This is a genomic window from Shuttleworthella sp. MSX8B (assembly GCF_000524295.1).
Lineage (GTDB): Bacteria > Bacillota > Clostridia > Lachnospirales > Lachnospiraceae > Shuttleworthia > Shuttleworthia satelles.
In genome coordinates this window covers 17,813-40,943 of record NZ_JAQT01000010.1, presented here as the reverse complement: position 1 = coordinate 40,943, position 23,131 = coordinate 17,813, and the positions used below count along the sequence as shown (strand labels likewise).

At 54.2% G+C, this 23,131-nt stretch carries 24 protein-coding genes; all 24 read left to right on the top strand.

What is annotated here, in order from left to right:
- Positions 1-2 precede the first annotated feature (2 nt).
- The 24 genes from HMPREF1508_RS02165 to rpsO all read left to right on the top strand — a co-directional run bounded on the left by HMPREF1508_RS02165 (position 3) and on the right by rpsO (position 23,054).
- Complete coding sequence (locus tag HMPREF1508_RS02165; RefSeq protein ID WP_044959010.1) at positions 3-818, top strand: adenosylcobinamide-GDP ribazoletransferase; 816 nt, start codon at positions 3-5, stop codon at positions 816-818.
- Between the two features lie 130 nt (positions 819-948).
- Positions 949-1,455 carry a bifunctional adenosylcobinamide kinase/adenosylcobinamide-phosphate guanylyltransferase gene (locus HMPREF1508_RS09590; protein WP_049906847.1) on the top strand — a complete coding sequence of 169 codons (507 nt, stop codon included), beginning with the start codon at positions 949-951 and terminating at the stop codon, positions 1,453-1,455.
- Entirely contained in the window at positions 1,436-2,155 is a 720-nt protein-coding gene (locus HMPREF1508_RS02155) for a histidine phosphatase family protein (RefSeq protein ID WP_044959008.1), read from the top strand. Before HMPREF1508_RS09590 ends, HMPREF1508_RS02155 begins: the two co-directional genes overlap by 20 nt.
- Positions 2,156-2,175: 20 nt before the next feature.
- Positions 2,176-3,195 (top strand): adenosylcobinamide-phosphate synthase CbiB, encoded by a 1,020-nt coding sequence (gene cbiB, locus HMPREF1508_RS02150; RefSeq protein WP_044959007.1) that lies wholly within the window; start codon positions 2,176-2,178, stop codon positions 3,193-3,195.
- Positions 3,196-3,323: 128 nt separating this feature from the next.
- Positions 3,324-4,793, top strand: coding sequence for a pyridoxal phosphate-dependent aminotransferase (locus HMPREF1508_RS09585; protein ID WP_049906844.1), 1,470 nt, complete (start codon positions 3,324-3,326; stop codon positions 4,791-4,793).
- Positions 4,790-5,452 carry a precorrin-8X methylmutase gene (locus HMPREF1508_RS02140; RefSeq protein WP_044959004.1) on the top strand — a complete coding sequence of 221 codons (663 nt, stop codon included), beginning with the start codon at positions 4,790-4,792 and terminating at the stop codon, positions 5,450-5,452. Before HMPREF1508_RS09585 ends, HMPREF1508_RS02140 begins: the two co-directional genes overlap by 4 nt.
- A complete protein-coding gene (gene cbiD, locus HMPREF1508_RS02135; protein ID WP_049906843.1) occupies positions 5,449-6,669 on the top strand; it encodes a cobalt-precorrin-5B (C(1))-methyltransferase CbiD in 1,221 nt (406 codons plus the stop codon). The genes HMPREF1508_RS02140 and cbiD overlap by 4 nt, the downstream gene beginning before the upstream one ends.
- A gap of 85 nt (positions 6,670-6,754) precedes the next feature.
- Positions 6,755-7,531, top strand: a complete 777-nt coding sequence (gene cobM, locus HMPREF1508_RS02130) for a precorrin-4 C(11)-methyltransferase (protein WP_044959001.1) — start codon at positions 6,755-6,757, stop codon at positions 7,529-7,531.
- Positions 7,532-7,534: 3 nt separating this feature from the next.
- Positions 7,535-8,662 carry a cobalt-precorrin 5A hydrolase gene (locus tag HMPREF1508_RS02125; RefSeq protein ID WP_049906841.1) on the top strand — a complete coding sequence of 376 codons (1,128 nt, stop codon included), beginning with the start codon at positions 7,535-7,537 and terminating at the stop codon, positions 8,660-8,662.
- A 198-nt stretch (positions 8,663-8,860) separates the two neighbouring features.
- Positions 8,861-9,589: a precorrin-3B C(17)-methyltransferase gene (gene cobJ, locus HMPREF1508_RS02120; protein ID WP_044958999.1), complete on the top strand. Its 729-nt coding sequence runs from the start codon at positions 8,861-8,863 to the stop codon at positions 9,587-9,589.
- Positions 9,586-11,676: a precorrin-6A reductase gene (gene cobK, locus HMPREF1508_RS02115; RefSeq protein ID WP_044958998.1), complete on the top strand. Its 2,091-nt coding sequence runs from the start codon at positions 9,586-9,588 to the stop codon at positions 11,674-11,676. The genes cobJ and cobK overlap by 4 nt, the downstream gene beginning before the upstream one ends.
- Positions 11,677-11,726: 50 nt before the next feature.
- A complete protein-coding gene (locus HMPREF1508_RS02110; RefSeq protein ID WP_044958996.1) occupies positions 11,727-13,280 on the top strand; it encodes a cobyrinate a,c-diamide synthase in 1,554 nt (517 codons plus the stop codon).
- A 77-nt stretch (positions 13,281-13,357) separates the two neighbouring features.
- Positions 13,358-13,591, top strand: coding sequence for a cysteine-rich small domain-containing protein (locus tag HMPREF1508_RS02105; protein WP_044958994.1), 234 nt, complete (start codon positions 13,358-13,360; stop codon positions 13,589-13,591).
- A gap of 73 nt (positions 13,592-13,664) precedes the next feature.
- Positions 13,665-14,024 (top strand): DUF3784 domain-containing protein, encoded by a 360-nt coding sequence (locus tag HMPREF1508_RS02100; RefSeq protein ID WP_198015543.1) that lies wholly within the window; start codon positions 13,665-13,667, stop codon positions 14,022-14,024.
- A 141-nt stretch (positions 14,025-14,165) separates the two neighbouring features.
- On the top strand, positions 14,166-14,639 hold the full coding sequence (rimP, locus tag HMPREF1508_RS02095; RefSeq protein ID WP_044959094.1) for a ribosome maturation factor RimP: 474 nt from the start codon (positions 14,166-14,168) through the stop codon (positions 14,637-14,639).
- Between the two features lie 21 nt (positions 14,640-14,660).
- Positions 14,661-15,881, top strand: a complete 1,221-nt coding sequence (nusA, locus tag HMPREF1508_RS02090; protein WP_006906271.1) for a transcription termination factor NusA — start codon at positions 14,661-14,663, stop codon at positions 15,879-15,881.
- Positions 15,878-16,132: an RNase P modulator RnpM gene (gene rnpM / locus HMPREF1508_RS02085; RefSeq protein WP_044958989.1), complete on the top strand. Its 255-nt coding sequence runs from the start codon at positions 15,878-15,880 to the stop codon at positions 16,130-16,132. The genes nusA and rnpM overlap by 4 nt, the downstream gene beginning before the upstream one ends.
- 3 nt (positions 16,133-16,135) lie before the next feature.
- Positions 16,136-16,450 carry a L7Ae/L30e/S12e/Gadd45 family ribosomal protein gene (locus HMPREF1508_RS02080; RefSeq protein WP_006906269.1) on the top strand — a complete coding sequence of 105 codons (315 nt, stop codon included), beginning with the start codon at positions 16,136-16,138 and terminating at the stop codon, positions 16,448-16,450.
- A gap of 13 nt (positions 16,451-16,463) precedes the next feature.
- On the top strand, positions 16,464-19,340 hold the full coding sequence (infB, locus tag HMPREF1508_RS09860) for a translation initiation factor IF-2 (protein WP_044958988.1): 2,877 nt from the start codon (positions 16,464-16,466) through the stop codon (positions 19,338-19,340).
- A 24-nt stretch (positions 19,341-19,364) separates the two neighbouring features.
- On the top strand, positions 19,365-19,742 hold the full coding sequence (gene rbfA, locus HMPREF1508_RS02070; protein ID WP_006906267.1) for a 30S ribosome-binding factor RbfA: 378 nt from the start codon (positions 19,365-19,367) through the stop codon (positions 19,740-19,742).
- Entirely contained in the window at positions 19,729-20,676 is a 948-nt protein-coding gene (locus HMPREF1508_RS02065; protein WP_044958986.1) for a DHH family phosphoesterase, read from the top strand. The genes rbfA and HMPREF1508_RS02065 overlap by 14 nt, the downstream gene beginning before the upstream one ends.
- A gap of 106 nt (positions 20,677-20,782) precedes the next feature.
- Complete coding sequence (truB, locus tag HMPREF1508_RS02060) at positions 20,783-21,730, top strand: tRNA pseudouridine(55) synthase TruB (RefSeq protein WP_044958984.1); 948 nt, start codon at positions 20,783-20,785, stop codon at positions 21,728-21,730.
- A complete protein-coding gene (locus HMPREF1508_RS02055; RefSeq protein WP_044958982.1) occupies positions 21,727-22,662 on the top strand; it encodes a bifunctional riboflavin kinase/FAD synthetase in 936 nt (311 codons plus the stop codon). Before truB ends, HMPREF1508_RS02055 begins: the two co-directional genes overlap by 4 nt.
- Positions 22,663-22,787: 125 nt before the next feature.
- On the top strand, positions 22,788-23,054 hold the full coding sequence (gene rpsO / locus HMPREF1508_RS02050) for a 30S ribosomal protein S15 (RefSeq protein WP_006906262.1): 267 nt from the start codon (positions 22,788-22,790) through the stop codon (positions 23,052-23,054).
- Positions 23,055-23,131: the final 77 nt, after the last annotated feature.

Genomic DNA, 23,131 nt, shown 5'->3' with positions numbered 1-23,131 from the left:
GGATGCTTCGTTCGCTGGCGATTGCCTTTTCCATGTACTCAAAAATTCCGGTTCCCCAGTTTGACTGGGAGGAGAGAGACATGCGCTTTGTCATGGCTTTCTTTCCCCTGGTCGGTCTGGTGATCGGTCTGGGAGAGATGCTCTTGCTGACTTTGGCGCATCGCTTGTCTCTTCCCAGGCTTCCCCTGGCATTGCTTCTGCTTCTCTTGCCGATCCTGATCTCCGGGGCGATCCACCTGGACGGTTTTATGGATACTTCCGACGCCCTTCATTCCTATCGAGAGAGAGAGGAAAAGATTCGGATCCTAAAGGATCCCCATACGGGAGCCTTCGCGGTGATCTCTTTCGTCTGCCTCCTGCTTTTTGCCCTGGCGGCTGTCTGTATCCTTCTGGAGTCTTTCGATAAGACAGGACAATTTTCCACCCCGGTAATCCTCGATCCGGGCGGCAAGAAAGCTCTTCCTGGGGCCGTGGCAGGCATTTTCTGGCTGAGTCGGATTCTAAGCGCTCTATCTGTGCTGACCTTTTCGCCCATGTCCGGCGGCGGGACGGTAGCCTCTTTCGCAGAGGCGGCCGATCGGAAGAAGGCGCTTCTTCTTCTCATCCTGCAGCTGATCCTGGCCAGTCTATGGATTCTGATCCTGGGAGGGGTCCCGGGCCTCTTTGTCCTGATCGCAGGCGGCGCAAGCTTTCTCTACTACCATTGGAAGTCCGGGCGGGAGTTTGGCGGAATCAACGGGGATCTGGCAGGCTGGTTTGTGTCTTACAGCGAGGTCACAATGGCTCTTTCAGCCGGCCTGGTCAGTCTGTTTTGGTGAAATTTCGGCCAGGTCTTTGTTCCTGTGGGATTTTGGTCAGACCTCGTCTGCTGGGATATTTTTTAGTTCTCTGCTGTGAGATTCCGCGGAAAGCGGCGGTCTTTTGATAAGAGTTGGTTAGGAGTGACAGATGAGTCTGGACTTATATCTCGGGGGCTACGCCCAGGGGAAAATGCAATATGTCCTGGGAAAATATCCGGCCGCCAGGACGGAAATTGTGGAGGGATCCCATCTGCCTTGCCGGGGCGATGATTTGGCATGCGTCTTCGAGCAGACGGATGCCTTAAGAATCTGGAACCACTTTCACTCTTTTGTCAGGGAAATGCTTAAAAACCGCCTGCCAGAGCATTTGTCCAAGCTTTCTTATCGCGAGCAGGAGAAGTGGGAGGATCTTTTCCTGGATGAATGCCTGGAAGTAATCCGACAGGCCGATCGGACCTGCGGCAAATTGGTCGTGATCTCAGATATCGCGGGAAACGGCATTGTCCCCCTGGATCCGGGAGAGCGCATTTACCGGGAGATGCTTGGTCGCCTGCAGGTCAGGATGGCTGCGCGGGCAGGACATGTGGAGATGGTGACGGCCGGCCTGGGTCAGGTCTTAAAGGATGGAGAGCGCAATGGTCCGTTGGAAGATTGAGGATGCACGCAAATGGTCCTGTCTGGGACGGATTTTCTTCATTCGCCATGGCGCGACCAAGGGCAATGCCCAGGGGCGTTACATTGGCTCGGCCAGCGATGAAGACCTGTCCATGGAGGGCATGCTGGCTGTGAAGGCCCTGCGGCATGCTCCCTATCTGCCCGCCCCCTCCCAATTGCTCAAGCTCTATATGAGCCCCATGATGCGCTGCCGTCAGACTGCGGGATTGCTCTATCCGGAGGTGCTAAAGGAGAGTATTGAGGACTGGAGGGAGATTTATTTTGGCAGGTTCGAGGGGCACAACTACGAGGAACTGAAGACAGACAGAGACTATCAATCCTGGATTCATGGAGGGGGAGAAGGCGACTTCCCCGAGGGGGAGAGTCGGGCTGCCTTTCGAGAAAGGGTTCTCAGGGGATTTGACAGGGTGGTCACAGAGATGGAGACCTGGACCCCGGGGGAGAGGGGAATCCTCCTTGAGAGCATAGATGAGAGCTCTAAGCGAGAGATTCCAAATGTGGCGGCTGTTGTGCACGGAGGCGTGATCATGACAATTCTTTCCGCTTATGCCGGCGGAGGCTATTTTGACTATCAGTGCGCCAATGGAGAGGGCTTCGCCTGTCTTATCATGCTGGATTCTGGACATGGCCTGCACCTGACAGACCTTGTCCCTCTCAGGCTCGAGGAAGAAAAAGAATGAGAACCCTATGCCTTTACGCAATGATTGCCTGGATTTTAGTCTTACCAATGGATCTGCTCTTAGGGGATCCCCACTGGCTCTGGCATCCCGTTCGGGGCATGGGAAAGCTGGTTCAGATACTGGAAGGGCGGCTCTATCCGCGGGAAGAGGAGAGGTCATCTGAATCCTCTGGCAAGACACAGGCGGAGCAAAGGGACTGGCTCATCCGGCAGGGGAGATCCGCTCGCCTGCGGGGAGGAATCCTCGTCCTCCTTATCGTCCTGGTCACGGCCGCTCTTACGGGAGGACTTCTGGCGCTGGCTTTTCATCTGCACTGGTTTTTCGGGGTCGCCCTCTGGTCAATTATGGGCTGGCAGGCGATTGCGGCCCGCAGTCTGGCTACAGAGAGTATGAAAGTGTATGATGCTCTTAAAAAGCATGATATTTTGGCGGCCCGCCGGGCAGTATCCATGATTGTCGGACGAGACACCGACAGTCTGGACGAGGCGGGAATCTGCAGGGCGACAGTTGAGACTGTCGCGGAGAACAGCTCGGACGGTGTGATAGCTCCCCTCTGCTGCCTTTGGCTTGGAGGTCCCGTCCTGGCTTTCGTGTACAAGGCCATCAATACCATGGATTCCATGATTGGTTATCGAAATGACCGCTACCGTGACTTCGGTACTGCCGCAGCCAGACTGGATGACCTGGTCAATTTCCCCTTTTCCCGTCTTTCGGCCTTAAGCATGATCGCCGCCGTCTTTATCTGGCGGGGGCGAGGAGTCGGCTCGCGCGCTCTTGGAATTTTTCGACGAGACCGCTTCTGTCACAAAAGTCCCAACTCCGCTCAGACGGAGTCTGTTATGGCCGGAGCTCTTGGGCTGCAGCTGGGAGGAGACGCCTCATACTTCGGCAAATCGGTTCACAAGTCTACCATCGGCGACCCTCTCAGGGAGATTGAGGCGGAGGATATTCCAAGGGCCTGTCATCTTATGTACCTGACGACCGGGATCGTCTGGGGACTTGGGCTGATGGTCCTGCTCCTGCTAGTTGTCTTTCTTTAGAAGACATCGACAGAAGGCATCAACTGTTTTTGAGTTCCTGGGAAGAAGGCCGCTTGCACAGCGAATAGCGCCAACGCAAGGGGATTAAGCGAAAGTTAGAGAATGATGATTTAGGAGATATGAGATATATGGATTTACACGGCGGAAATATCTATCAGTCTCCTGTCGCCCTGGATTTCTCCGTCAATGTCAATCCGCTGGGGCCGCCGGAGGAAATCAAAAGGGCTCTGGATAAGCCTGAGGTCTGGCTCAATCGCTATCCCCAATTGGACCACAGAAAAGAAGAAAAGCGGCTGCTTGGATTTCTCAGACTTTCAGGAGAAAGAAAGGCATATGAGAGGGGAAAAGGGCAAAATATCCCGGATGATTCTGTCCCGAAAGTAGATGGAGAAGAAGAGAAAGAAGCAGAGAGAGAGGGGAAAGAAGAGGAAGAAGAAGCGGAGAGAGAAGGGGAGAAAATCGGCTCTCTTCTCGGAAGCGGCGCCTCAGAGCTCCTCATGACCTATTTTCTCGTCAAAAGACCCCGCAGGGTTCTGCTGGCGGACCCATCCTTCTATGGATACCGCCGCGCGGCCCTGGCGGTTGGGGCGGAGCTTTTATCCTATCCCCTGCAGGAGGAAGAGGACTTCCTTTTAGACGAGGGATTTCTGGAGCAGATGGATAAGAAGCCGGATCTGATTTTGCTTGCCAACCCCAATAACCCCAACGGAGGGCGGATCAGGGAGGAATTGCTTGAGAAGATCTTAAGGAGAGCGGCCGCCTGTCGGATCCCTGTGATGTTGGACCTCTGCTTCATGCCCTTGAGCCTCCTGTTACATGGGGAGAATGCCCGCCAGAATCCGAACGCCGGAACCGAAGGCAACCTTGAACTCGAAAAAGAGTTGCATGGGGAGAATACCCGTGAGAATCCTGATGTCAGTAAGGGGCCTGATCAGGAAGACTGGATCCAGTCTAGTCAAGGGACTGTCAAGGAGAGTGACTCTGCGGTATGGAGCAGCCGGCGGGCTTACGCGGCTCTTTTGCAAAAGTACTTCGCCTGGCACAGGGGGCTTCTGATTCTGGGAGCCTTTACCAAGACCTTCGCCATTCCCTCCCTGCGTCTGGGATATCTGCTTGGGGACAGCGAGCATCTGGCAGAAATCAGACGGGGACTTCCCGAGTGGAATCTTTCTCTGCCGGCGCAGATCGCACTTGACGAGCTCTTTGGGATGGAGGAAAACGGCCGACTGGACGGCTATTTAAAAGAGACAAGTCAGCTGCTGAAGGAGGAGAACAGCTATCTTCGAAATGCCCTTGGCGGGCTCGGCTTTCGGGTCTGTGGGGGAGAGGGCAATTTCATCCTTTTCGCGGACCCGACGGAGGAGAAATGGAGACAGGAGGGGATTTTTTCCGAGGAGCAGAGCCTTGGTCAGATCCTGCGAAAAGAAAAGGTCCTGATTCGCGACTGCGGTAATTACCGGGGATTAGGGAAGGGCTTTTACCGCGTTGCTGTCTTAGATCACGAGAAAAATCAGACATTGATTCGTCTTCTTGGTAGAATTGTAGAGGGACGAGAGAAGCGGTCGCCTTCAAAACAGACAGGAAAGAGAGAACGATGATGGCTGACAGGGCATTTACAGAAATCGAGTATATCAGGCCCATGGAGATTGAGGCGCGGAGCATGGAGATCATCCGCCAGGAGCTGTCTGAAAGAGGTGTGACCTTAGATCCCGTGCAGGCAGCGACTGTCATGCGCTGCATCCACAGCTCTGCGGATTTCGATTATGTCAGGACCCTTCGTTTTTCTGAAAATGCCGTTGAGAGGGGAATCACTCTCCTCAAGGCCGGGGCAACAATCGTGACGGATACCAACATGGTCCTGGCCGGAATTAACAAGAGGGCTCTGGACAGATGTAAGTCCAGGGCGATCTGCTATATGGCGGATCCTCGGATTGCCGCCGAGGCGAAAAAGCGCGGCGTCACCAGGGCTGCTGTCTCTATGGAGGCGGCCAGCCGACTTCCCGGGCCGGTGATGCTCGCGATCGGGAATGCCCCTACGGCTCTGCTGTCCGTCTATGAGATGATTAAGTCCGGCAGATGGATTCCTGACTTTTTGATCGGCGTGCCTGTGGGATTTGTCAATGTGGTCGCCTCCAAGGAACGGATCATGTCGACTCCGGTTCCCTATATTGTCAACGCAGGACGCAAGGGCGGGAGCAATGTCGCCGCCGCCATCGTCAACAGCCTGCTCTATCAGATTGAGGGAAGCCGTCTATGAGAGAGAGACTGAAGTCTGGTTTTACCACCGGCTCCTGCGCGGCCGCCTGTGCCTATGCCGCCTGTTACACCCTCTTATCAGGTCGCAGGTTAAAAGACCTGTCCATTGTGACGCCGGCCGGCAGAGAGTATCGGCCGAAGCTGACCAAGGTTCTTGTGGAGAAGGGGGCAGTGACATGCTTTGTCCGCAAGGAGTCCGGAGATGACCCGGACGCCACGAGGGATATGCCGGTAGGCGTCCGGGTCAGCCGCAGGATTCCCGATGAGATGCTCGCGAGGCCGGAGCTCTTTTTGACCAGTCATGATCTTGAGGGACAGGCCCTGTCCCATGAGGTCTATATCGACGGGGGCAAGGGAGTCGGACGGGTGACCAGGGCGGGCCTTGACCAGCCGGTTGGAGCGGCCGCGATCAATCGGGTTCCCCGACATATGATCGCGCGGGAGATCTGCCGGGCGGCTGACCTTTTGGATGAGCAGGGACCCTTTTTTGCCCAGGTCATTCTGCCCGAGGGAGAGCGGATCGCCCGGTCGACCTTTAATCCGCGGCTGGGGATTGTGGGAGGCCTCTCTGTGCTCGGAACAACAGGGATTGTTGAGCCCATGAGCGAGAAGGCCCTGCTGGACACCATCTATGTGGAGATGAAACAGCATGCCGCCTTGGGGGAGAGAGTCATCTGTCTGACTCCGGGCAATTACGGGAGAGATTTTCTGAGGACAAGCTATGGCTATGACCTGGACGCCTCGGTTAAAATCTCCAATTACGTGGGTGAGTCGGTTGATATGGCGGTAGATCTGGGCTTTGAGAAACTGCTTTTAACCGGGCACATTGGCAAGCTGGTCAAGCTGGCCGGAGGCATCATGAACACGCATTCCAGGATGGCTGACTGCCGCCTGGAATTGATGGCGGCCGCGGGAATTCGCCAGGGACTGGAAGAAAAACTCCTGCGCGAGCTTCTGAACTGCGTCACAACGGAGGCCGCCTGTGAGCTTCTGCAGCAGGAGGGGAAGCTGTCGGCTGTGATGAATGACCTGATGGAAAGGATCTCCTATCATCTCAATCGCAGGGCTGACGGCAAAATCCAGATTGAAGTTATGACCTATGCGGACGCCTATGGCTGTCTGGCCAGGACAAAGGGGGTCGATGCCCTCCTTAAGAGAAGGGCGGATCCTGATCGCGTCCAGGATCATGCGGGGATAGAGGAGGAAGACGGATTCTGATCGTATCCTGGGCCATGCGGAGACAGAGAGGGAAGACAGGTCCTGATTGTATTTGGGCCATGCGTAGATAGAGAAGAAGGTGACTATGGTACATTTTGTCGGAGCCGGATGCGGGGCGCCGGACTTGATTACAGTCCGGGGTATGTATCTGCTTGGAAAAGCGGATATTATTATTTATGCGGGATCTTTAGTCAACCCGGAGCTGCTCAATTATGCCAAGGAGCCATGCAAAATCTATAATTCAGCCAAGATGACTCTGGAAGCGGTGATGGACGTCTTTTTGGATGCCAGTGAGGAGGGTCTGGATCTAGTCCGCCTGCACACAGGAGACCCCTCTCTCTACGGGGCGGTTCGGGAACAGATGGATCTTTTAGACCAGGCGAAGATTCCCTACGATGTGACCCCCGGCGTCACTGCCGCCTTCGGGGCGGCAGCTTCCCTGGGCATTGAGTACACCCTGCCTGAGGTCAGTCAGACCCTGATCCTGACCCGAATGGACGGAAAGACATCCGTGCCGGACAAGGAGAAGATGGAATCTCTGGCAGCGCATCAAGCGTCCATGGCCATCTACCTGTCCGCGGCCATGCTGGATGAGCTGGCAGATCGCCTGATCGCGGGAGGGTATCCGCCGGACATGCCGACAGCCCTGGTCTACAAGGCCAGCTGGGCGGATGAGAGGAGCTGGCTGTGCAGTTTAAAGGATCTGGCCGAGACGGGGCGAAAAAACAGGATCACAAAGACCGCTCTGGTTTTAGTGGGGGACGCAGTCGCCCATCGAACCTATGCCAGGAGCAAGCTCTATGATCCGGACTTTTCCACGGAATACCGCCGTGCCGGAATGAGCGCGAGCAGAGAGGAGTAAGCTGTGGAGATCGGAATTTGTCATTTCTCCCCCATGGGAGAACGACTGGAGGAGAGCCTGACCTGCCATACTGATTTCAGGGAGGAGTCAGGAGAAAAAAAGATCCGCTGGATGCGCCGCAGAAAGGAGAGCCTGTCTGACTGGACTGCCTATGCCTTTTCTTATTTTGACGCCCTGGTGTTCATCGGGGCGGCCGGGATTGCTATCAGGGCCATCGCTCCCTTTGTCAGGGACAAATTTCTGGATCCTGCCGTTATCTGCATGGACGACGGGGGGCGCTTCGTCATCCCCTTGCTCAGTGGACATGTGGGAGGAGCCAACGCGCTCGCTAAGTCGCTTGCCGGGTGGATCCATGCCACTCCCGTGCTGACGACGTCGACCGACGGAGCGAGGGCCTTTGCCTGTGATCTATGGGCCAAAAAGAACGGACTGGGTATTCTGAACCGCGAGGGGATTCAAGCGGTCTCCTCAAGCATCCTGCGTGGCGAAAAGGTCGGCGTCTGGTCGGAAATCGGCTGGGAGGAGGGAAGCGCTCTGCCCGGGGAGCTGGTGAGAATTGACCGTATACAAAGTCTCCTGCAGGCTGTGGGTCATGGGGAGGAGAAGGCTTTTCTCTTGGTTTTTGACAGCTATGCCAGAGCCAGAGGCTTTGCAGACCATCTGACCATGGCCGGTTTGGAGGGAGAGAGAAAAAAGTCCGGCTGTCTGATCCTCTATGCCAGACCCTATATTGTCGGGATTGGCTGTCGAGCCGGTGTAGATACGGACAGGGTCTCTTTGCAGTATCATGCCTTTCTTCAGAAGCATGAAATCGACCCGCGCGAGGTCTATGCACTCGCCACGGTTGATCGAAAGGCAAAGGAAAAAGCCCTGCTCGCTCTGCATCGCAGAGAGGGGATCGAGCTCTTTACCAGAAGTCCTGAGGAACTGATGACAGTCCAAGGGGATTTTCACCACTCCGATTTTGTCATGCAAACACTGGGCTGCGATAATGTCTGTGAGCGCGCGGCCCTCTTGCTGGCAAAGGATCTGTCCTCGGAAGAGGAATCGGCACAGCTGCTTGTTCAAAGAGAGGCAAAAGAAAAGGTGACCTTTGCCGTCGCCAGATGTAAGAAATTGCTGCGGATCTAGAGAACCTGGTCAGAGGCGGATAGAAATTGTAAATGCGCTGAATCCTGCCGAGATAACCGATCGACATGGAGGTAAACGACCGACACTGAGGCAACCGATCAATGCTGAGCCGATTGATCGATGCTGAAGCAACTGATTGATAGCGGGGCGACCGATCGACAGGAAAAACCGTTTCTGAGATAAGGAGAGGGAGAATCAATGAAAAAGCTCTATGTTGTGGGTATGGGGCCGGGGCAGGATGTCTATATGACCATTGAGGCCGGGCGTGCCCTGCGAAAGAGTGATACCATTGTCGGGTATCCGGTCTATCTTGAGCAGCTGTCTGAGGAATTTGCGGACAAGCGGCTACTATCCACTCCTATGAAGCAGGAGAGAAAACGGTGCGTCATGGCCTTTGAGGAGGCCATGAGGGGAAGACAGGTCTCCATGCTCTGTTCCGGTGATGCCGGAGTCTATGGCATGGCCTCACTCATGTATGAAGTCGGCGTGGACTATCCGGAGATCGAGCTTGAGATCATAGCAGGCGTGACGGCAGCCAACTCCGGAGCCGCCATGCTGGGCGCTCCCCTTGGAAACGACTACTGCGTGATTTCTCTCAGCGATATTCTGACTCCCATGGAGACCATCATAAAGCGGCTGCGCGCAGCGGCTGCGGCAGACTTCTCCATTGTCCTCTACAATCCCTCCAGTAAAAAGAGAGAGGATTATCTGGAAAAGGCCTGTGATATTCTCCTGGAGTACATGCCGAAGGATCGACCCTGCGGTATTGTCGAGCGAATCGGGAGAGAGGGAGCGAGGATGCAAATTCTTCCCCTGGGTCAGCTGAGAGAGACCAGGGTAAATATGTTTACTACGGTTTTCATCGGCGCGTCAGCCACGATTACTCTGGGCGGGCGCCTGGTGACCAAGCGAGGATACCACTTATGAGACATGTCGTGATTTTCGCCGGCACAACCGAGGGACGGACCCTTGCCGGTATTCTGGACCGGGCCGGGGTTCCTCTGGATATCTGCGTCGCAACGGAATACGGAGAAATGATTCTTCCGGGATTTCAGAAGGCTAAAATTCACAGGGGCCGTATGGATGAAAAGGAGATGGAGACATTCCTGACGAAGGAGCCGAGAACCATTGTCGTGGATGCCACCCATCCTTTCGCGCAGGAGGTTTCTTCCAATATTCGCGAGGCGGCCGCAAAGCTGAAGTTGGATTATCTTCGCCTGCTCAGAGATGAGCAGGCTTGCCTGAATCAAGATCATGTGAAGATTTTTTCGAAGATTGAGAAGGGGGCGGACTTCCTTGATCAGCAGGAGGGGAATATTCTTCTCACGACCGGTTCGAAAGATCTTGCCAAAATCGCCGGTCGATTCAGGGACCTGTCACGGGTCTATGTCAGGGTCCTGCCCTCTGAGGAAAGCATTCGACTCTGTCATGAAGCGGGTTTTTTCGGCCGGCAGATCATAGCCATGCAGGGCCCTGTCTCTGAGAAGATGCACCAGGCGACTCTGGAGGATCTGCGGATTCAATGGCAGATGACCAAGGCCTCCGGCCGTGTCGGAGGCGTCGAGGAGAAGCTGGCGGCCGCTGCCCTTGTCGGAGTGAATACGGTGATGATTTCCCGTCCGCCGGAACAGGGTTATTCGTTTTCTCAGGTTCTTCGAATGATGGCAAACCGACTGGGACTCGGGATGGAACTGGAGCATTATCGGGAGGAAGAAAAGCGTATCAGGCGCACAGTCCGTCCTGCGCAGGGCCGCCTTACAGAGGATGGGAAGAAAATCCTGCACCTGATTGCCATCGGACCGGGAGGACAGAGGTATCTGACGGATGAGGCGAAAGAGGCTCTCGCTGACTGCCAGATCATCTTCGGAGCCGGAAGTCTTTTAGATCGTCTGCAGCTTCCTGAAGATCTGGACACAGAGAGAGAGTACCGCCAGGATTATGTGCGGGAGTACCTGCTTCGCCATCCCGAGATCTCCTCCGCCGGTGTGGTCTTCTCGGGAGATCTGGGATTTTTCAGCGGGGCCGCCGCTTATCCCGGTCCCTATGACTTATTTAAGAATCCGTCCGAAAGGTCAGAGTGGGCGGACTGGGAGATCCTTCGGCACTGCGGTCTTTCCTCTCCCCAGTATCTGGCGGCAAAAGCGGGGATTGTCTGGCAGGATGCTTTCTTTATCAGTCTCCACGGAAGGGAGGATGACGCGCTCGGTCAGATCAGCAGCCATGAGAAGTGCTTTATCATCTTCAGCAGAGGAGGGCAGATTGCGGCCCTGGCCAGGACTCTGTTGGCACAGAGGCAGAGAATGGATCTGATTCTTGGCTATCAGCTGGGATGTAAGGGTGAGAAGGTGATCTTCTGTGACTTGAAGGAGGCCGCGGACATCAGCTACGCGGAAGGTCTCTGGTCTGCATTTTTCATCGGAAAGCGGGTGGTCCGCCCTCTGACACCGGTTTTAGAGGACCGCCAGTTCCTCAGGGATAAGGTGCCGATGACCAGGGAAGAAATCCGTCACCTGTCTGTCCTTGCTCTTGGATTAAAGCCCGGAGATATTCTCTATGATATCGGCGCCGGCAGCGGATCTGTCGCCATGGAGGCGGCCAATATCAGCCCAGATCTCACAGTCTACGCGATCGAGCAGAAGACGGAGGCTGTCGATTTAATCCGCAGGAATATGGCTGCTCTTGACTTAAACAATATCAAGCTGATCCATGGAAGGGCTCCGGCGGCTCTGGAGGATTTGCCGGATCCAAACGCCGTTTTCATCGGTGGTTCTTCCGGGGCGCTTCGAGCCATTTTTGAGGAACTCTGGCGCTGTGGCAAGCCGGTTCGCTTTGTCTTAAATGCCATCACACTGGAGACTCTGGCGGAATATCAGAGACTGGCGGTCAGTCTGCCGATTAGGAGGGAGAAGATCAGCCTGGTGCAGGTCTCCAGGGCCAGGAATATTGCCTCCTATCACATGATGATGTCCGAAAATGGGATCTACATCATCAGTGGAGTTCTGGGAGAGGTATAGCTTACGGGTTAGCAGAAAGTGCATTTCGGATCAGCAGAAAGAGGAGTGAAATGGTCAGTAGAATTATGATTGCCGCTCCTATGAGCGGTTCGGGCAAGACCACAGTCACCTGCGGTCTTCTGGCGGCTCTGAAGAAGAGAGGGAGAAATCCCGTTTCTTTTAAATGCGGGCCGGACTACATCGACCCCATGTTTCACCGCCGTATGTTAGGCATTTCGTCTGATAACTTAGATCCCTACTTTCTGGGGCAAAGTGATATTTGCCATCTGTTGGCAGAGGATGCCAAAAGAGCCGGGAGTGATTTTGCCCTGATTGAGGGAGTGATGGGCCTCTATGACGGACTGGGTGGAGTCAGCGAAGAGGCGTCCTCCTACCAGCTTGCGGTCTGGACAAAGACGCCGATCATTCTTGTGGTTAGAGCCGGGGGGATTGGGCGCAGCCTGATCTCTCTTTTGCGGGGCTTTATGGATGACGACCGGGAGGGACTGATCCGCGGCTGTATTCTAAATCAGGTCTCCCCTTCCTTTTATCCCCGATTGAAGGCCCTGATCGAGGAGGAGCTCAAGCTTCCCGTCTGCGGTTATCTGGCAAAAGACCGGCAGATTGAAATCGGAAGCAGACATCTGGGTCTGATGGCTCCGGACAGCCTTTCGGATCTTGAGTTAAAGCTGACAAAGCTGGCGGAGATGGCAAAAGAAAGCCTGGACCTTGGAGCCATTGAAAAAATTGCAGAACAGGCTCCTCTCCTGAATGTTGGGGAGAAAAGATCGGATTGTAGCAACGACAGGAGCGGACGGGACCGGCAAAGCTACAGCGATGACGGGGAAGAACTGGACAAGCAAAATCGCGGCGACAGTGGGAACGGACCAAACCAGCAGAAATACAGCGATGGCCGGGGCGGACAGGATCGGCAAAAGCCTAAAAGCAGGGAATATGCCGGCAAATTTTTCGGCCTTCGCGTTGCTCTGGCAAAGGACCGGGCATTTTCCTTCATTTATCCGCAGAATCAGAGAGTTCTCGAGGAGATGGGGGCGCAGATCGTTCCCTTTTCCCCCCTGCATGACAAGCGCCTGCCTGAGAATATTGACGGGCTGATCTTAAGCGGAGGATACCCGGAGCTCTATCTCAAGCAGCTGGAGGACAATCAGAGCATGCGGGCCGATATCCGAAGTGCCATTGCCGGCGGCCTGCCCTCGATTGCAGAGTGCGGAGGCTTTCTCTACCTCAAGGAGGTCGTGAGTGATCCCGAGGGCAAATCCTATCGCATGTGCGGGCTTTTGCCCGGAAGAGCCTGGAAGACCAACCGGCTGGTCCGCTTTGGCTATGTTGAACTGCGGGGGAAGAAGGGAAGCGGTTTCCCAGGTATGGAGAGGATTCGCGGGCATGAGTTTCACTACTATGACACAAGTGAAAACGGGTCCGACATGTTGGCAACCAAGCCGCTCTCAGGGAGGAGCTGGTCCTGTGCTTTTTCGGGTCCGGATCACTGGTGGGGCTTTCCCCATCTCTATTACGCTTCCTGCCCCAGGTTTGCCGCCAATTTCCTCTATGCGGCTGACCTCTACCATAAGAGAAGGATGGCAGAGGAGAGAAATGATGACTGAAACGAGGTAGAAATCAAAGACAGGCTGCCGGTTACAACATGCGGGTGAGGGCAGTATCTGATGATAAGGAGAATGGCGTGAAGAATTCATTTCGATATTTTGAGAACAGGGACTGCAAGTATTACCCCTGCCATAAGATGGAGCATATCAACTGCCTCTTCTGTTATTGTCCCCTCTACAGCTATGACTGCCCGGGGAACTACGAGATGAGAGAGATTCGCGGCCGCATGGTCAAGGTATGCACAGACTGCACCTATCCCCACGAGGCAGAGAACTATCCGGCAATTATTCGGATTTTGAGTGGGTATTGAATAGAAATAATGGAGTCCGTAAAATCCTTTTAATGATTGCGAAAAAATAATTGTATTGGAATAGTTAGCATGTGTGTTAGGAGAAATCAGGGGAATGATGGAACGATATATTATTGAATGGTGTGTTTTGGTCTATCTGGTGGTAATCAGTATTTTATTGTACACAGGTAAGGGAGGCCTATTTATACCGATCTATAATGCCTTATCTCGACAAGAACAAGATAAATACAATAAGAAAGTTTTTTATAAAGGGATCGCTCGGTTTTATGCTGTTTGTGCAATGGCGACGCTTATTGGCTTTTTAGGTGATTTTTTTAAGTATACATTTCTTTTATATCTTACATTGGTGATCGTTCTTTTGGCTGTTGTTGCTTTAAATTTGTGGATGGCTTTCAGCAAAAATTTAAAAAACAGGTCGGCAGACATAAAATAGCTCCGCTGGCCGACGGCTGAAAGAAAGGAAATCCCGGCACTTGCAAGACAGGTCAAGAGGTGCTATCATATGTATGTTGTTGTTGGGAGCGGATCCGAGAGGACCCGCTCCCATCTTGTGCAGAGCAGGACAGGAGACGGAATGTCACGAAAAGAGACCTATGAAGAGAAGACAGAGGCTTTTCTCCTTCCCATCCTGGAGAAACATGGCTTTTCTCTTGTGGACGTGGAGTATGTCAAGGAGGGGGGACAGTACTATCTTCGAGCCTATATCGACAAGCCGGGTGGAATTACCATCGATGACTGCGTCGATGTCAGCAGAGAAATGAACGAGATCCTGGATCGGGAAGATTACGTCGACGGGACCTATACCTTTGAGGTGTCCTCTCCAGGTCTGGGCCGTCCCATCCGCAAAGAACGGGACTTCGCGCGCAATCTTGACAAAGAGGTGGAAATTAAAAGCTACCGGGCGATCGACGGTGAAAAGGAATTTTTGGGTCTGCTGCGGGACTACTCAAAGGCGGACGTCACAATCGAGAGCGAAGAGGGGATCCGAAAGATCTGCAGGGAGGATATCGCGCTGATCCGAGAGGCCATTGATCTCTCGTCGTTTTAGAATTATCTCAGGAGGGAAAACATGAGTAACACAGATTTACTGGAAGCGCTTGATGCCTTGGAGACGGAGCGCGGTATCAGCAAGGAGCATATTCTCGAAGCGATTGAAAAATCTCTTGTTGCCGCCTGCAAGGTGACTTATAAGTTCTCCGACAACGCGACCAATCTGCGGGCGGTTGTAGATCGCGAGACAGGGGACTTCCACGTGTTCGTCAAAAAGACGGTTGTCGATGAAGTGACCAATCCGCAGAGTGAGATGTCTTTAGAGGAGGCGCACGACATTGACGGGAGTCTGAATGTGGGAGACACGGCGGAAGAGGAGCTGCAGTCACATGACTTCAGCCGTATCGCGGCGTCTACAGCCAAGAACATCATGAAGCAGATGATCCTGGAGGAGGAGAGGAAAATTCTCCTGGATGAGTATATCAAGATTGAACACGATATCGTTACCGGCGTCGTGCAGAGATTCATCGGAAGGAATATCTCGGTCAATCTGGGTAAGGTCGACGCTTTTCTTCCGGAGAGCGAGCAGGTAAAGGGAGAACATTATCACCAGTCCGACCGGATCCGCGTCTATGTGCTTGAGGTCAAGGACGCGGCCAAGGGTCCCCGCATTCGGGTGTCTCGCACGCACCCGGAGCTCGTGAAGAGGCTCTTTGAGGAGGAAGTGACAGAGGTCAAGGACGGAATCGTTGAGATCAAGGCGATTGCGCGTGAAGCGGGCAGCCGGACCAAGATGGCGGTCTGGTCCAATGACCCGGATGTGGATCCTCTGGGCGCCTGTGTGGGCGTCAACGGAAGCCGTGTCAACGCGATTGTCAACGAGCTCCACAACGAGAAGATAGACATTATCAACTGGAATGAGAACCCTGCCATGTTGATTGAAAATGCCCTGTCTCCAGCCAAGGTGATCGCGGTGCTTGCGGATGAAGACGCCAGAGAGGCAAAGGTGGTTGTTCCCGACTATCAGCTCTCCCTCGCGATTGGAAAGGAGGGGCAGAACGCCCGTCTGGCAGCCCGGCTGACCGGTTATAAGATTGATATCAAGTCGGAGACACAGGCTCAGGAGGCTGAGGGCTGGCTGGATTACGATGAGGACTATGACGACGACTATGACGAGGACGCTTATGAGGAGGACTATGAAGATGATCCTTCCTATGAGGGAGAGGATTCGTATGATCAGCAAAGCGATGCAGACGATGAGGAGTACGACGCGGACTTTGATGAGGATGATGAGGCATGAGCTTAAAGCATGTTCCCATGCGCATGTGTGTCGCCTGCCGGCAGATGAAATCTAAGAAGGAACTCATTTGCCTGCGATGCAAGTCGGGATCCGTCTTCATTGACCGAGACCACAGGGGACAGGGAAGAGGCGCCTATCTTTGTCAGAGCCCGGATTGCCTGGCCAAAGCGATCCGCAGCAAGGCCATAGACAGGGCCCTGGGCGCGAGAGTCGATGAGAGTGTGCTGCGGGCATTGAGCGAGGAGATGTGATTCATGAACCGTGTTCTCCAGTTTCTTGGCCTTTGTGCCAGAGGAAGACATGTACAGAGCGGGGCTTTTTCCGTAGAAAAGAATGTGAAGAGACATCGGGCCGCATTGGTGGTGGTGGCTGAGGATGCCTCGGAGAACACGAAAAAGGATTTTCGTGATATGTGCAGTTACTACCATACGGATCTCCGTATTTACGGGAGTAAGATCAGCATCGGGCACGCCATCGGTCAAAAGATGCGGGCCGTGGTCTGTGTGACGGATAGGAAGATGGCGGAGGCTTTGTGCCAAAAGATTGACGCGGAGTCCACAACTGAATAAGGGAGGACCAGGAATGGCAAAAACCAGAATATATGAATTAGCAAAAGAGATCGGAGCGGAATCCAAGGATGTCCTTGCCCTTGCGCAGAAGATGGGCGCGGATGCAAAGACCGTCTCCAGCGGGCTCGACCAGGAGACGGCGGACGGGATCCGGGGGCATTTTATAAAAAAGCCGGAGAAAAAGAAGGAAGCTCCTGTCAAAAAGGACATGGAGGCAGAGAAGGTGCGTCAGGAAGCTGCTGCGCATAGGCCGGTCCGGGAGAAGAAGCCGGAGACCGCCGACGGCGAAAAGGCCAGAGAGAAGACGGCGGATGGGACTGCTGCCGGACAGGAGAAGCCAAAGAAAAAACATGTCAGGTTTATCGTCAATCACCAGAACATGAGCAATGGCGGCGGCGATGGCAGGGCAAGGAGAAGAGAAGGGGATCGCCGCAGGAATCGGGACGATCGCCGTCAGACCGCGCCAAGGGGAATCATCCGGCCCAAGGGACTGGTCTCTCAGAGAACGCTTGTCTCCAATGAGCCTCAGGAGGAGATAAAAGAGCAGACTCCCGCAGCGATCAGCGGGCAGGAGGACGCGACTCTTCGTGAGCAGACACCCAGGGAGCAGACGCCCAGAGAGCAGGCACCCAGAGAGCAGGCACCCAGAGAGCAGACGTCCAGGACAGAGCAGGCTCCGGGGGCTGACCGGAAGGCCAAAGGGGAAGAGACCAGAAAGAGAGAACAGACTGCCGCGGGCGAGCGCCCTGCCAGGAGGGAGCCCGCGAAGGCAGCCTCCAAGGGAGCCGGAATTAAGATCCTCGGCCATATTGACCTCTCCAAGTCCGGCTATGGAAATAACCGCGGCAGAGGGGGAGATAATCGAGGCTCCAATCGCGGACGAGGCGGCAATGACAGTGGAGCCCGCAGGGGAAATGCCGGTCAGGGCGGCCGCGGTTCCGCAGCCGCAATGGTTCAGAGCCCGGTTGTCGCTAACGGCAACGGGGGCCGCAAGAATTACGGATCAGGGTCTGCCTACGGGAACCGCAAGAGAAGGGACGACAGGAGCCGTCATGCCGAGAATATGGTTTCTCTCGAGAAGACCACAACCAAGCGCAACCGAAATAAGAACAAGGGACCGGAGAGAAATATGGAGGAACTGCTCACGATTCAGCTTCCCGAACATCTGACCATTCAGTCTCTGGCTGAGAAGATGATGGTAACCCCATCCGAGGTGATCAAGAACCTCTTTATGAAGGGGACGATGGCCACTATCAATACAGAGCTGGACTACGAACAGGCGGAGAAGATCGCTGAGGAATTCAACTGTATCTGCGAGCCTGAGGAAAAAGAAGACGTGATCGAGGAGCTCCTGACCGATGAGGATGATGATCCCGAGAGCCTGGTACCCAGACCGCCGGTTGTCGTTGTCATGGGTCATGTCGATCACGGTAAGACCTCTCTTCTGGATAAAATACGCCAATCCAATGTGAGCGGCAAGGAGGCCGGAGGAATCACGCAGGCCATCGGAGCCTATACGGTCAAGGCCAAGGATCGGAAAATCACTTTCCTGGATACGCCCGGACACGAGGCCTTTACCGCGATGCGGATGCGTGGGGCCAATTCTACGGATATTGCTGTCTTAGTGGTTGCCGCTGACGACGGCGTCATGCCGCAGACCGTTGAGGCGATCAATCATGCCAAGGCTGCCGGCGTGGAGATTATTGTCGCCATCAACAAGATCGATAAGGTTGGGGCCAATGTAGACCGCGTCAAGCAGGAGCTCTCGGAATATGAACTGATTCCGGAGGACTGGGGTGGCTCAACGGTCATGGTTCCTGTATCCGCCCATACCGGAGAGGGAATCGATACCCTTCTCGATATGATTCTTTTGACGGCAGATGTTCTGGAGCTCAAGGCCAATCCCAACCGCAATGCCCGTGGCGTCATCATTGAGGCGAAGCTGGACAGAGGACGCGGCGTTGTCGCGACCGCCCTGGTACAGAAGGGAACCCTGCATGTCGGCGACTACATGGCCGCCGGCGCAAGCTTCGGAAGGATTCGGGCCATGTCTGACGACCATCACAAGAGGGTGAAGCAGGCAGGTCCATCTGTTCCCGTTGAAATTTTGGGACTTTCTGAGGTTCCCAATGCCGGGGAGATCTTCAACGTGCTCGACTCCGACAAGGAGGCCCGCTCTTATGCCCAGACCTTTGTCGAGGAGTCCAAGTCCAAGCTTTTGGATGAGACGAGAGCCAGAACCAAGCTGGGCAATGTCTTTGACCAGATTAAGGCCGGCAGCATGAAGGAACTGGATCTGATCGTCAAGGCGGACGTACAGGGCTCTGTCGAGGCTGTCACCAGCGCCCTGGAGAAGCTGTCAAATGATGAAGTGATCGTCAAGGTGATTCATGGAGGCGTCGGAGCTATCTCTGAATCTGATGTCGTGCTGGCGTCTGCCTCGAACGCGATCATCATCGGCTTTAATGTGCGCCCGGATACCGTGGCCAAGAATATGGCAGAGGACGAGGGGGTTGACATTCAGATCTATTCCGTTATCTACAATGCCATTGAAGATGTCGAGGGCGCTATGAAGGGAATGCTTGAGCCCATCTATGAGGAGCAGGTGATCGGCCATGCCCAGGTTCGCCAGATCTTCAAGGCCTCCGGCGTCGGAAATATCGCCGGTTCCTATGTTCTGGACGGTCAGGTGGAGCGCGGCTGCAAGGTTCGGATTCATCGCGGCAAGGATATGATCTGGGAGGGGAATCTCGGGTCCCTCAAGCGCTTCAAGGATGATGTCAAAGAGGTCAAGGCCGGTTATGAGTGCGGTCTGGTCTTTGACGGATTTGCGGACATTCAGGTCGACGATGAGATTGAGGCTTACAAGATGGTGGAGGTTCCCCGTTAGGAGCTTCGCCTCCAAGGAGGATGCATGAGAAAACGCAGTGTCAAAAACAATCGCATCAATGAAGAGGTTCTGCGCGAGCTCTCCAAGATCATCCGGGAAGACGTCAAGGATCCCAGGGTCAGCCTTATGACCAGCGTCACGCTGGTTGAGGTGGCCCCGGATCTCAAGACGGCCAAGGTATACGTCTCCGTGCTTGGAGACAAAGAGGCGGGGATCAATACCGTCAAGGGACTCAAGTCGTCCGCCGGTTTTATCCGCGGCAAGCTTGCCCACTCTGTCAACCTGCGCAATACGCCGGAGCTCTTCTTTATCCTGGATGATTCCATCGCCTACGGAGTTCGCATGTCCAAGCTGATCGATCAGGTAAATGAAGAGGACGCAAAGCATCATGAGAAAGATTGACGAAGTGATTCAAGGCCACAGGGTCATCGGGATTACGGCCCATATTCGTCCCGATGGGGACGCCATCGGCTCTTGCCTGGGTCTCTGGAACTATCTGACGAAAAAATATCCGGATCGGGATATCCGGGTTTATCTGGATCCCCTGCCGGACAAGTTTCTCTTTTTGCCGGGGGCCAGTCAGGTGAGGCAGGTTGGTGAGGAGAGAAAATTTGATCTCTTCATCACATTGGACTGCGGCGCCATCGACCGCATCGGCCCGGCCGCAAGGTATTTTTACGCTGCCAAAGAGACCGTCTGCGTCGATCACCATGTCCGTATGGGGGATTTTGCCCGGATCAACTATATTTTTCCAGATGCCAGTTCGACTTCGGAGCTCATCTTTGATCTGATTGATCAGGAGATGCTGGACGATAAGATCGCCCAATGTCTCTATATGGGAATCGCCCATGACACCGGACTTTTCCAGTATTCCTGCACTTCTGAGAAGACCATGCGGATCGCCGGGAGACTCATGAGCACAGGAATCGACTACTCCGGGATCATCGACGCCACTTTCTCAGCCAGAAGCTTTGCGCAGAACCGCGTCCTTGGTCATGCCCTGGACAAGGCCAGACTCTACGCAAACGGCAGCTTTGTCGCGTCCTATATCACAAAAGAGGAGATGGACGCCTATAGCGTCGCGGCCAGTGATCTGGATCAGATCGTCAGTCAGCTGCGCATCACTAAGGGAGTGGAGGTGGCCTGCTTCCTCTATCAGGTGGGTGAGGATGACTTTAAAGTCAGCTTCCGGTCCAACGGCAGGATCGATGTGGCAGCTTTAGCCATGGAATACGGGGGCGGCGGACATGTCAGGGCAGCGGGCTGCAATACGGCGCTTGAGCCGAAGGAGGCCATCCGTCTCTTCGCTGATCGCGTGGAAGATCTTCTGTCATGATGCAGTCGATCCCGCCTGTTTCGGCAGGCGGGATATTTTTTCATGACATGGAATGCGGATGAAGCATTTGCGGAGCATATGTTCAATAGATTGCAATGGAGAAAAGATGAGATCCGGAATCCTCAATGTCTACAAAGAGCCCGGCTTCACTTCCTTTGACGTGGTGGCCAAATTGCGGGGGATCCTGCATATTAGAAAAATCGGTCATACCGGGACTCTGGATCCGGCTGCCAGAGGGGTTCTCCCGGTCTGTATCGGTCGGGCGACCAAGGCGGTGAATCTCATGGCGAATTGGACCAAGACCTATATCGCCAATATGCAGCTGGGAATACGAACGGACAGCCAGGATATGACGGGGCAAATTCTCGAACGAAATCCAGTCTCGGTCAGTGAGGATGAGATTCAAAGAGAGGTCGCCTCCTTTTTCGGCCCGCAGGATCAGATTCCGCCCATGTACTCAGCCAGGAAGGTGGGAGGAAAGAGACTCTATCATTACGCCAGGCAGGGGATTGAGCTGGAACGCAGGGCCAGTCACATCGTGATCTATGACATTCAGATTCTATCCATGGAATTACCCCATGTCATAATGGAGGTGACCTGTTCCAAAGGAACCTATATCCGTACCCTCTGCTCGGATATCGGGGACGCCCTCGGATGCGGAGCATCTATGGCCGCCCTGGAGCGAATCCGGGTAGGGGATTTTGACAGTAAGAACGCGCTGCGGCTGGATCAGATCCAGGAAGCAGTCGCCGCCGGGAGACTGGAAGACATTCTCTATCCGGTTGACGCTGTTTTCGCGGATCTTCCGGCATTAAAGCTTCCAGAGGGACTGACGAAGGCGGGGAAAAACGGGGCTCCCATCGCGGAGAAGACAGAAGGGATAACCTGTCTTTATGAGGGGGGAAAGCAGTCGCGGACAGGGTCAGACTGGCGAAAGGCCGGTCTGGGACTGGCCTTTCGGGTCTATCTGTCTGACGGGGTTTTTCTTGGAATTTATGTGAGATGCGAGGAGGGACTTCGCCTGAAGAACTTCTTCTATGAGGAGAGGCTATGATCTATCTCTATGGTCCCGCGCAGGATCGGATAATGGAAGACAGCGCTGTCTGTGTGGGCAAGTTTGACGGCCTTCACAGGGGACACCGCCTTTTGATAGATAAGACCAGGGAGGAGGAGACAAGAGGACTGGTCTCAGTTGCCCTGACATTTAAGACATCCCCTCGCAGATTTCTGGATCAGGATCGCTTTAACATCGTGGATAACAGGGAGAGAGGCATGCTCTTCGAGAGGACCGGAATTTCCTGTTTGCTCCAATGGGAATTCAAAGAAAAGGTTGCGCGTATGGAGCCGGAAGCCTTCCTTCGACAGCTGGTTCATGACCTGTCCATGCGAACGCTGGTCGTGGGAGAGGACTTTCACTTTGGCTATCGCGGGGCGGGAGATGTTGAGACCCTTAAGCAACTGGCTCCGGAGCTTGGCTTTCGCCCCCTGATTATTCCCAAGCTCAAGGAGGGCGGGGAGGATATCTCTTCCAGCCGCATCCGCCGTCTGATTACAGGGGGACAGATCGAAGAGGCGAATGCCCTCCTGGGCTACGATTTCTTTTGTTACGGAGAGATTGTTCACGGCAGAAAAATCGGGCGGACGATCGGGATTCCGACCATCAATCTCTCTCCGCCTGAGGACAAGCTTCTGCCCCGCTATGGGGTCTATGTGACCAGAGTAGTGATGGGGACAAAGTCTTACTGGGGCATGACCAATGTCGGCGTCAAGCCGACGATTGAGGGCAGACGCGCGCCTGGGATCGAGACCTATCTGATGGACTTTGAGGGAGATATCTATGGAAGGGAGGCCAGAATTGATTTCCTGCACTTTGTGAGAGATGAGAAGAAATTCGAGGATATAAAGGCCCTGAAGCTGCAGATCGGCAGAGATAAAGAGCAGATTGCCAGATATGCGAGCTGTCACCCGGAGAGTCTTTCGGAGTGAAATACAGCTTGCTATATTAAGAGCAGGTATGGTATGATCTACCAGTAATTGAGGCCATACTCAGTGCGCGGAAACTCCGACCCGCACTTGGTAGCGGCGAATCGATTGAAATAAGGAGGATTCGAATGATCGCAAAAGACAAAAAGACAGCAATTATCAACGAGTACGCCAAGGGAGCGAACGACACCGGTTCACCCGAGGTACAGATTGCAGTTCTGACGGCTCGCATCAATGAGCTGACCGAGCACATGAAGAAGAACCCCAAGGATTTCCATTCCAACCGCGGTCTTCTGAAGATGGTCGGAAAGAGACGCAATCTCCTGGGCTATCTCAAGGACAAGGATATTGAGAGATATCGTTCCTTAATCGAGCGCCTGGGTCTGCGTAAATAAGAATTTCTTAGGCGGAGTGATCATCACTCCGCTTTATTTTTGACAAGGGAATGTATGAGAGGCTCACATTCCATTGT